We start from the raw sequence: 9716 nt of genomic DNA on the forward strand, positions 1-9716 counted from the left end.
TCACACATCAGAAGGATCGGTCAATGGATCCTTAACTGATCGGCATTACGGCCTTGGCCGGGATTTTTCGTTCAGGGGGCGTCACCACAGCGGGACGGACGAGCCTGATTAAGGGGTCTGTTCGAACAGCTCGAGGGCGGAGAGGTAGAGCTCTTCGATGTCGGTGTCGCTGGTCGGGGTGATGAAGATGGTGTCATCACCGGCGATGGTGCCGAGGATCCCTTCCGCCTTGCCGAGGGAGTCGAGCAGGCGAGCGATGAGCTGGGCTGCACCCGGGCTGGTGTGGATCACCACCAGGGCGCCGTTGTGGTCGACGTCCAGTACCAGGTTTTTGAGCGGGCTGGAGGTGGTGGGCACGCCCAGCTCCACCGGCAGGCAGTAGACCATCTCCATCTTGGCATTGCGGGTGCGAACGGCGCCGAAGCGGCTCAGCATGCGTGATACCTTGGACTGGTTGATGTTCTCGAAGCCCATCTCTTGCAGGGCAGTCACTATCTCTGCCTGGGAGCCAAATCGTTCTTCTTTCAGCAAGGCTTTAAAGGCCTTGGCCAGTTTTTCTTGCTTGTCGTTATGCTTCATCTTGGACTCACGAATGAGGAGGTATGGCGGCCTGTCACGCTCAGGCGGCAGATATGAACAGCGAGTCCATTTTGCATTCATGTGCCTAATTTTGCAAGGAAGCGGCGCTTGTTCTGCATATTGATTCAAAATTAGCTTGCATCCACCCATCTTGGGGCTAAAATCGGGACGAAATTTTGAAAACTTATTCAATTGGGCTGTATGGGTATTGAATTAATCGGTATCGAAAAATCCTGGCACAAGGTGCCGGTACTGCAAGATGTCAGCTTTCGGACTGCTCCCGGTGAAACCTTGGTGCTGCTGGGCCCAAGCGGTGCCGGCAAGAGTTCGCTGCTGCGCATGATGAACCTGCTGGATACGCCGGATGCCGGTGTATTGCGCATAGGTGAAAGTGAATTTTCTTTCCCGTCCTGCCTCTCTGTCGCCGAATTCACCCGTCAGACACAGGCGCTGCGCCGCAAGGTGGGCATGGTGTTCCAGCAGTACAATCTGTGGCCACATCTGACCGTGATGGAGAACCTGATCGAGGCCCCCGTCAAGTTGCTCGGCATGAGCAAGGCGGCTGCCATCGAGAAGGGCGCCTATCTGCTGTCCCAGCTGCAACTGGCGGACAAGCGCGATGCCTGGCCTGCCCGGCTGTCCGGCGGTCAGCAGCAGCGGGTAGCCATCGCCCGTACCCTGATGATGGATCCGCAGGTGCTGCTGTTTGACGAGCCGACGGCGGCCCTCGATCCCGAGATCACCAAAGAGGTGGCGGAGATCATCCGCAATCTGGGCCAGACCGGCATCACCCAGGTCGTGGTGACCCACGAGGTGGAGTTCGCCCGCAAGGTGGCCAGTCAGGTGATCTATCTGGAGAAGGGACGGATCATCGAATCTGGCTCCGCCGCCATTTTCAACTCTCCGCAAACCAGCCGGTTTGCCGAGTTCTTGATGCATTGATATTCAAATCGATAAGGAAGCTGTCATGAAAAAAAGTCTATTGCTGGTTGCTGCCATGGGCCTGTTGAGCACCTCTGTGCTGGCCAAGGAGATCAAGTTCGCCACCGAGGCAACTTATGCTCCGTTCGAATACTTGGATGACAAGAACGAGTTCCAGGGTTTTGACATCGATCTGGCCCGCGCGATCTGCGCCCAGGCCAAGCTGGAATGCAGCTTCCACAACCAGGCCTTTGACAGCCTGATCCCCAGCCTCAAATTCCGTCGCTATGATGCCGCTATCGCCGCCATGGACGTGACCCCGGAGCGCTCTGCCCAGGTCGACTTCTCCGACATCTATTACGAGAACTCCGCCGTCTTTGTGGCCAAGAAGGGCGCCTTCAAGGGACCGGAAGAGCTGGTGGACAAGACTGTCGGCGTGCAGAACGGCACCTCTCACCAGTCCTATCTGGTGGATAACTGGGTGAGCAAGGGTCTGCTGACCGTGCCTTATGCCAGCTACCAGAGCGCCTTCCTCGACATGATGAACGGCCGTACCGACGGCGTCTTTGCGGATACCGCCGTCGCAGCCGACTGGCTCAAGCAGCACAAGGAGTATGCCGTGGTGGGTACGCCGGTGACCGATGCCAAGTATTTCGGTACCGGCTTTGGCATCGCGGTCGCCAAGGGCAATCAGGAGTTGCTGACTCAGCTGAACAAGGGGCTGGCCGAGATCAAGGCCAACGGCACCTATCAGAAAATCTTCGACAAATACTTCGCGCAGTAAGCCATGTTGAGCCTGTTGTTGGATGCAGCCTGGATGACCCTCGGGCTGGCCTTGGCATCACTGGTCGGGGGCATGGTATTGGCACTGGCGTTCAGTGCCGCCGAGCTCAGCAAGCAGCGCGCGCTGGTGTGGCCGGTGGCCACACTCACCACGCTGATCCGTGGCCTGCCCGAGCTGCTGGTGGTGCTGTTCATCTACTTCGGCTCGACGCAGCTGCTGTTCCTCATCACGGGTGAGTACGTGGAGTTCAGCCCGTTCGCCTGCGGTGTGCTGGCGCTCTCCCTGTTGTTTGCCAGCTATGCGACCCAGACCCTGCGGGCGGCGCTCAATGCCGTGCCTGCCGGGCAACGGCTGGCGGCGCTGGCGCTCGGCTTTGGCAAGAGTCACATCTTCTTTCGCATCGTGCTGCCACAGGCGTGGCGTCACGCCCTGCCGGGCCTTGGCAATCAGTGGCTGGTGCTGCTCAAGGATACGGCGCTGGTCTCCCTTATCGGGGTGAACGAGATGATGCGTCAGGCGCAGATGGCCTCGGCCAGCACCTATGAGCCGTTCACCTGGTATGCCGCTGCTGCCCTCATCTATCTGGCGATCAGTCTGGTGAGTGAATATGGCTTGAGTCTGGCTGCCCGCTACACCCGCCGCTACGGAGGCTAACTGATGCAAGAGTATTTCATCACCCTGCTGGGCGGTTTGGTTACTACGCTGGAGCTGACTCTGCTCAGTCTGCTGCTGGGGATTGCGCTAGCGCTCCTGATGACCTGGGTGCTGGAGTTGCGCATTCCGGTGGCGACCCAGCTGGTACAGCTGTGGGTGCTGATCTTCACCGGCACGCCGCTGCTCATCCAGATTTTCCTCATCTACTACGGGCCGGGCCAGTTCGAGTGGCTCAAGTCCGGGCCGCTCTGGCCGCTGCTCAAGCAGCCCTGGTTCTGCGCTGTGTTGGCCCTTGGCTTTAACACGGCGGCTTATTCTACCCGGCTGTTCAAGGGGGCACTGGATGCCATTCCATCCGGCGAGGTGGAGGCGTGCCGCGCGCTCGGTTTCTCGGCCGGGCAGACCTTGTGGATGAAGGTACGCCACGCCGCCCGGCGGCTGGTACCCGCCTATTCCAACGAGGTGATCCTGGTGCTCAAGGGGAGTTCGCTCGCCAGCACCATTACCATCATGGATGTGATGGGTCTGGCCCAGCGTCTCAACGCCCAGACTTATGACACCCTGGCGGTGTTCACTGTGGCCGGTGCCCTCTATCTGACCATGAACGGATTGTTAACAATTGGGTTCCGCTGGTGTGAGCGGCGAGCCCTGGCATTCCAGGCCTGAGTTCGGTATATCTACCTATTTATGGTCGGGGGAAGTGCAGGAAATCTGTGCTTTCCCTCTGATTTTCTGCATTTTCCCCCATTTTTATTCGCCGCCTGTTTCTTGGCTCACAGAACCCGTGATTACAACTGTTATCAGATTGTTTTTTAGGGGGGGATCCATTAATGTTGGGCCCACAACAAGAAACAACCTTAAACCTACGCTTAAACATGGAGTTGATCATGAAAGTTGCCGTTCTGGGTGCCGCCGGTGGCATAGGCCAAGCCCTCGCTCTGCTGTTGAAAAATCGCCTTCCTGCTGGCTCCGAACTGAGCCTGTATGACATTGCCCCGGTAACTCCGGGCGTGGCGGTCGATCTGAGCCATATCCCGACTGACGTGAAAGTAAAAGGTTTCTGCGGTGAAGATCCGAGCCCGGCTCTGGTCGGCGCCGATGTGGTGCTGATCTCCGCCGGTGTGGCGCGCAAGCCCGGCATGGATCGTTCCGATCTGTTCAATATCAATGCCGGTATCGTCAAGAATCTGGTGGAAAAATGTGCCGCTACCTGCCCGAAAGCGCTGATCGGCATCATCACCAACCCGGTCAACACCACGGTCGCCATCGCCGCTGAAGTGCTGAAGAAAGCCGGTGTCTATGACAAGCGCCGCCTGTTCGGTGTCACCACCCTGGACGTGATCCGTGCCGAGACCTTCGTGGCCGAGGCCAAGGGTCTGAACGTCGACAAGGTGCGTGTCAACGTGATCGGTGGCCACAGTGGCGTGACCATTCTGCCGCTGTTGTCCCAGATCGAAGGGGCCAGCTTCTCTGCCGAGGAAGTGGCTGCCATGACCAAGCGTATCCAGAACGCCGGTACCGAAGTGGTGGAAGCCAAGGCCGGTGGCGGATCTGCCACCCTCTCCATGGGCCAGGCGGCCTGCCGTTTCGGTCTGTCTCTCATCAAGGGCCTGCAGGGCGAAGCCAATGTCATCGAGTGTGCTTATGTCGAAGGGGATGGCAAGCACGCCGCCTTCTTCGCGCAACCCATACTGCTGGGTAAGAACGGTGTCGAAACCGTGCTGGACTACGGCAAGCTGAGTGCCTTCGAGCAAGCGGCGATGGATGGCATGCTAGCCACCCTGAAAGCCGATATCCAGCTGGGTGTCGACTTCGTCAAGTAAGCCGTATGGCTGACAAACAAGGGGAGCTTCGGCTCCCCTTTGTTATGGGTGACAGCTGCAGATGGCGACGAGCTAAGGGGATGGGGCCGGCTGCCGATAACAGAGAGCAGCAGGAGAACCTTATGATGAAACCACTTACCCTTGTCGGCCTTGTCTGTTTGCTGACCACCCAGGTACAGGGCGCGGAGCCTCAGGCATCCGCCGCTGCATCCACACCGAGCCGCGCGGTGTCAGCGGCCGAGCAAGCGATAGCATCCCTGCCCGCAGTGTCTGCCGCCGAGTCGCCAGCAGTTGCATCCCTGCCCGCAGTATCTGCCGCCGAGTCGCCAGCGGTTGCAGCTCCGCCCGCAGTGTCTGCCGCCGCCCAGCCTGCTGGATCTGACGCAGTCCCCGCTGCTGCGCCATTGCCTGTGGCGTCCGAGTCGACACCTGCAGCGGAGCCCGCTGCCGTTGTGACTGAATCTGCGCCCGCGACCCCATCCCCCGCAGCCACAGTGGAGAGCGGGCTCTCTCCGACCAGCCGACCCATGACCAGCACACCATCGGGTGGCGGCGGTCTGGGTATCGACAGCCGCAATTTGCAGGCAGTCCCCCTCTACCGCCAGGATGAGTTGCTCAACTGGATTGCACAGGGGCGTCACTTGCAACAGGTGAAGCAGGACAGGTGCCAGCTTACTCAAGATATAGAGGTGCGGGCCGAGGTGATGAAGGTGCCTGCCTATCAGTTCCTGTGGGGCGATATGTTGGCCTGGGGGGTGTGCATCAAGCCCAATGCCGAGCTTGGGGTCAAATTCATGTGGGACGCGGCCAATCAGGGGCTGGCACCTGCGCTGGAACAGCTGGGGCGCTACTACTGGAAGGGCATCCTGGTGCAGAAAGATCTGGTCAGGGCCGAGACCCTGATGCGTGAAGCCGCCAGACTGGGGTTTCAGCGGGCACAGGTCGAGTGGGTCGAGATGCTGCTGCAGGGGATGGGCAGCCCGCTGGATTATGAAGAGGCCTATCACTGGCTGCACAGCACCGTCATTGGTGACAAGGCCCAGCACCAGAGGGCGGCCACTCTGCTGACCCGGCTGGGCAACCGGATGCCGGCCAACGCCATCGCCCGAGCCAAGGCGATGCACTGACCAAAAAAACGACCCACGGATCTGCATCCGTGGGTCGGGAGGTGCCAGCCGCCGTGCCGTGACAGGCTGGATCCTCCTTGCTTTATACGTGGCCGCTCCGTTTAAAGATCCTGATGGGGGCCAAAAACTTCGTAGTGTAGCTGATCGGCTGGAATGCCCATCGCGCTCAACTGCGCCTTGATCGCCTGCATGAAGCCAAGCGGACCACAGAAATAGTAGTGGGCCTGCGGTGCCAGCAACTCGGCCACCTGGCTCACGTTCATGGTGCCGTTGAAGTCGTAGTCCTTCCCTTGCTCATCCAGAGCCCCCGGCTCCCGATACCAGACCCGGCTCTGTAGCCAGTCGTGTTGTTCGTGCTTGCGCTGGATATCCTCCTTGAAGGCGTGCAAGGAACCCTGTTCACAGGCGTGCAGCCAGCAGATGTCGGCAGCATGGCCTGTGGCCAGCAGCTGGTTGAGCATGCTCAGCATGGGGGTGAGGCCCACACCGGCGGAGAGCAGCACCACGGGGGTGGTGGCATTGGCCTGGAGGAAGAAGTCGCCTGTTGGCGGCATCAGATCCACCTGATCGCCAGTATGCAGATGGTCGTGCAGCAGGTTGGAAACCTGACCCTGCGGCTCGCGCTTGACGCTGATGCGGTAATCGCGACCGTTCGGCGCATCAGAGAGGGAGTATTGGCGGATCTCCTGATATTCGAGCTCTGGGTGGGCCAGCTTGATGCTGAGGTACTGGCCCGGTTTGAAATGCAGTACGGGTTTGCCGTCGACGGGCGCCAGCACGAAAGAGGTGATGAGTGTGCTCTCGACCCGTTTCTCCTTGATGATGAAGGCGCGAGGACCCTGCCAGCCACCGATCTCGCTCGCCTTCTCCTGATAGATCTCGCTCTCCCGGCCGATGAAGATACTGGCCAGCACACCGTAAGCCTTGCCCCAGGCATCCAGCACCTCCTCGGTGACCGCACTTCCGCCTAATTCTTTGAGCGTGGCCAAGAGATGACTACCTACAATGTGATATTGTTCCGGTTGGATCAGGAAACCCGTGTGCTTGTGGGCGATGCGTTCTACCGCTCCGGCCAGGGCTCCCAGGTTGTCGATATTCCTGGCGTAAGCCGCCACCGCGTTGAACAGCGCCAGCGGTTGACCGCCGCTTCGCTGGTGCGCCAGGTTGAAAATATCTTTCAGCTCAGGGTTGTGGCTGAACATGCGTTGGTAGAAGTGCTGGGTGAGGGCTGGCCCCGCCGATTCGAGCAAAGGGATGGTGCTTTTGATGACGGCGATGGTGGCTTGGTCTAACATAGGAGGTCCTTACTAATTGAACATCTAAAATGTCACTTAATAAGCTGCATCCTAGATGTTTATTTGATATGAATCAATAATCAATTTTTCGCGTTATGCGACACAGGCACTATGAGACTAACTAGCTATACCGATTTTGGATTGAGAGCTCTGCTCTATCTGGCGACCTTGCCACAGGGTGAATTGTCGAGCGTGGCCAAGGTCTCCGCCTTGTATGGCGTCTCCCGCAACCATATGGTCAAGGTGGTGAATCAACTGGTGAAGCTGGGCTATCTACAATCCCAGCGCGGCAAGAATGGCGGGATCCGCATGGCCTGCGCGCCGGAGACAGTTAATATCGGTCAGGTGATCCGGGCGCTGGAGGGCAATCTGGATGGCATCGACTGCAACTCACCCGTCTGCCACATCGTCTCTGTCTGCTTGCTGAAGAATGCACTGAAGGGGGCGATGAATGCCTTTTTGGCGGTGATGGACAGCTACACGCTGCAAGATCTGCTTGCCAATCGCGAGGAGTTGCAGAAGGTGTTCGGTGACGTGATCCCGACCCTGGTGCTGGAGCCGGATGAGGAGAGCGAGTGAGATAAAAAGGCTGCCATCGGCAGCCTTTTTTCAATCTTCGAATCTCGACTCGTTACGGTATAAGTCCGGCATGATCCGCGCCATCTTGACCATGTTGTTCTCCACTTCCAGGATCTCGATGGGATAGCCGGCGAGCCGCAGGCTGATGTTGGGCTGGGGGATCTCCTCCAGGTATTCCAGGATGACACCGTTCAGGGTTCTGGGCCCGTCGATGGGCAGTCGCCAGCTCATCTCTTTGTTCAGCTCACGAATGCTGGCCGAGCCTTCCACCAGAAACGAGCCATCCGGCTGGGGGTGGATCTCGTCGCTGGGCGCCGGTGTCATGGAGGTGGTGAAGTCGCCGACTATTTCTTCCAGTATGTCATCCAGGGTGATCAACCCCTGAATATCCCCGTACTCATCCACTATGAGGCCGATCCGCTCCTTGTTGCGCTGGAATTTGGCCAGTTGCACGTTGAGCGGCGTGCCTTCCGGGATGAAGTAGATCTCGTCCACTTCCCGCAGCAGGCTCGACTTGTTGAACTGATCCCTGGCCATCAGCCGCAGTGCATCGCGGGCGTGCAGGAAGCCCACCACATCGTCGATGTTGTCGCGGTAGAGCAGGATCTTGGTGTGGGCACAGTGGGCCAGCTGACGCAGTATGGTCTTCCAGTCATCGTTGATGTCGATGGCATAGATATCGCTGCGCGGCACCATGATGTGCTCCACCGTCATCTTGTCCAGATCCAGAATACTGAGCAGCATCTCCTGATGGCGCTGGGGGATCAGGCTGCCCGCCTCGTTGACTATGGTGCGCAGCTCCTCGGTGTTGAGGGCGTCATCCTTGCTGGGATGGAGCCGAAGCAGCTTGAGCAGGCCACTGGTGATGCCATTGATAAGCCAGACAAAGGGGTAAAGTGGCACCATCAGCCCCTTGAGGACCCAGGAGGCGGGATAGGCGATCTTCTCCGGGTACATGGCCGCCAGTGTCTTGGGGGTCACCTCGCCAAACACCAGCACTATCAGGGTCAGGCCGAAGGTGGCAATGGCTACCCCGAAGGCGCCAAACAGTCTGATGCAGACGATGGTGGCGATGGCCGAGGCGAGGATGTTGACCAGGTTGTTGCCGATCAGGATCAGACCCAGCAGGCGATCCGGGCGGGACAGCAGCTTTTCTACCCGACGGGCAGCCTTGTGCTTGGTTTGAGCCAGATGCCGCAGTTTGTAGCGGTTGAGCGACATCATGCCGGTTTCAGAACTTGAGAAAAAAGCAGATAAGAGGATCAAAATAACGAGAACAATCAATAATGTGCTCGTTGATATGCTGTCCAAGAAGGGCTCCTGTGTGGGGGGATGAGTAAAGGGGGATGGTATCAGCTCAGCAGGACTTCTTTGACGAAGCGGCTGCCGAAATAGGCCAGGGTCAGGATGAAGCTGCCGATCAGGCTCAAGGTGATGACCTTGCGACCGCGCCAGCCACGGGTGTGATGACCCCACAGCAGCAGCATGTAGACACACCAGGCCAGGATCGAGAGGATCGCTTTGTGGGATTTGCCTTGGGCGAACATGTCTTCCAGAAAGAAGAGGCCGGAGGCGATGGAGAGGGTCAGCAGGAACAGGCCCGCCGAGATGAGCTGGAACAGCCGCTTTTCGACCGTCATCAAGGGCGGCATGGCTGGCAACTGGCTGATCTTGCGGGACTTGAGCTGTCTGTCCAGACAGGCAAGCTGTAGCGCGAACAGACAGGCGATCATCAGCACCGAATAGGCCATCAGTGCCAGTCCTATGTGCAGCAGCAGCTGGGGATGGGCCTCCAGATGGGTGATATAGCGGCCCGGGATCAGGGCGCTGGCGGCCAGCAGCAGAGCGGAGAAACTGTAGACCACCGGCAGCAGGATCCAGCCGTTGAAGCGGCGGGTGACGCAGGTCATGAAGCAGCCGATGATGAGACTCACGAGAGATGCAACGTTGAGCA

The 9716-nt window shown here is 58.8% G+C and carries 11 protein-coding genes; 7 read left to right on the forward strand and 4 right to left on the reverse strand.

What is annotated here, in order from left to right; all coding sequences use genetic code 11:
* Positions 1 to 108: 108 nt before the first annotated feature.
* The gene (gene argR / locus AAC083_RS06900) at positions 109 to 579 is read right to left on the reverse strand and encodes a transcriptional regulator ArgR (protein WP_005308670.1); all 471 of its coding nucleotides are present in this window, start codon (positions 577 to 579) and stop codon (positions 109 to 111) included.
* Positions 580 to 780: 201 nt separating this feature from the next.
* On the opposite strand from argR, the gene AAC083_RS06905 reads away from it, so the two are divergent.
* The 6 genes from AAC083_RS06905 (at position 781) to AAC083_RS06930 (ending at position 5888) form a co-directional block, all read left to right on the forward strand.
* On the forward strand, positions 781 to 1521 hold the full coding sequence (locus tag AAC083_RS06905) for an ATP-binding cassette domain-containing protein (RefSeq protein ID WP_108536163.1): 741 nt from the start codon (positions 781 to 783) through the stop codon (positions 1519 to 1521).
* Positions 1522 to 1546: 25 nt separating this feature from the next.
* Positions 1547 to 2284 (forward strand): transporter substrate-binding domain-containing protein, encoded by a 738-nt coding sequence (locus AAC083_RS06910; RefSeq protein ID WP_042038798.1) that lies wholly within the window; start codon positions 1547 to 1549, stop codon positions 2282 to 2284.
* 3 nt (positions 2285 to 2287) lie between these two features.
* Positions 2288 to 2938, forward strand: a complete 651-nt coding sequence (gene artQ / locus AAC083_RS06915; RefSeq protein ID WP_042038799.1) for an arginine ABC transporter permease ArtQ — start codon at positions 2288 to 2290, stop codon at positions 2936 to 2938.
* Positions 2939 to 2941: 3 nt separating this feature from the next.
* On the forward strand, positions 2942 to 3604 hold the full coding sequence (gene artM, locus AAC083_RS06920; RefSeq protein WP_042038800.1) for an arginine ABC transporter permease ArtM: 663 nt from the start codon (positions 2942 to 2944) through the stop codon (positions 3602 to 3604).
* Positions 3605 to 3825: 221 nt separating this feature from the next.
* Positions 3826 to 4761 (forward strand): malate dehydrogenase, encoded by a 936-nt coding sequence (mdh, locus tag AAC083_RS06925; protein ID WP_042038801.1) that lies wholly within the window; start codon positions 3826 to 3828, stop codon positions 4759 to 4761.
* Between the two features lie 527 nt (positions 4762 to 5288).
* On the forward strand, positions 5289 to 5888 hold the full coding sequence (locus AAC083_RS06930; protein ID WP_181364674.1) for a tetratricopeptide repeat protein: 600 nt from the start codon (positions 5289 to 5291) through the stop codon (positions 5886 to 5888).
* A 101-nt stretch (positions 5889 to 5989) separates the two neighbouring features.
* Here AAC083_RS06930 and hmpA read toward each other — a convergent pair whose 3' ends face one another.
* A complete protein-coding gene (hmpA, locus tag AAC083_RS06935) occupies positions 5990 to 7183 on the reverse strand; it encodes an NO-inducible flavohemoprotein (protein WP_108536165.1) in 1194 nt (397 codons plus the stop codon).
* Positions 7184 to 7294: 111 nt separating this feature from the next.
* On the opposite strand from hmpA, the gene AAC083_RS06940 reads away from it, so the two are divergent.
* On the forward strand, positions 7295 to 7762 hold the full coding sequence (locus AAC083_RS06940; RefSeq protein ID WP_042038804.1) for an Rrf2 family transcriptional regulator: 468 nt from the start codon (positions 7295 to 7297) through the stop codon (positions 7760 to 7762).
* Positions 7763 to 7792: 30 nt separating this feature from the next.
* On the opposite strand, the gene AAC083_RS06945 is transcribed toward AAC083_RS06940, so the two are convergent.
* Entirely contained in the window at positions 7793 to 9073 is a 1281-nt protein-coding gene (locus AAC083_RS06945; protein WP_108536166.1) for an HlyC/CorC family transporter, read from the reverse strand.
* A gap of 41 nt (positions 9074 to 9114) precedes the next feature.
* Positions 9115 to 9716: cytochrome C assembly family protein (locus AAC083_RS06950; protein WP_258224623.1), on the reverse strand; the 602-nt coding region annotated here is incomplete at its 5' end.

Origin of the sequence: Aeromonas sp. HMWF014, assembly GCF_963878295.1 — a bacterium.
GTDB classification, from domain to species: domain Bacteria; phylum Pseudomonadota; class Gammaproteobacteria; order Enterobacterales; family Aeromonadaceae; genus Aeromonas; species Aeromonas popoffii.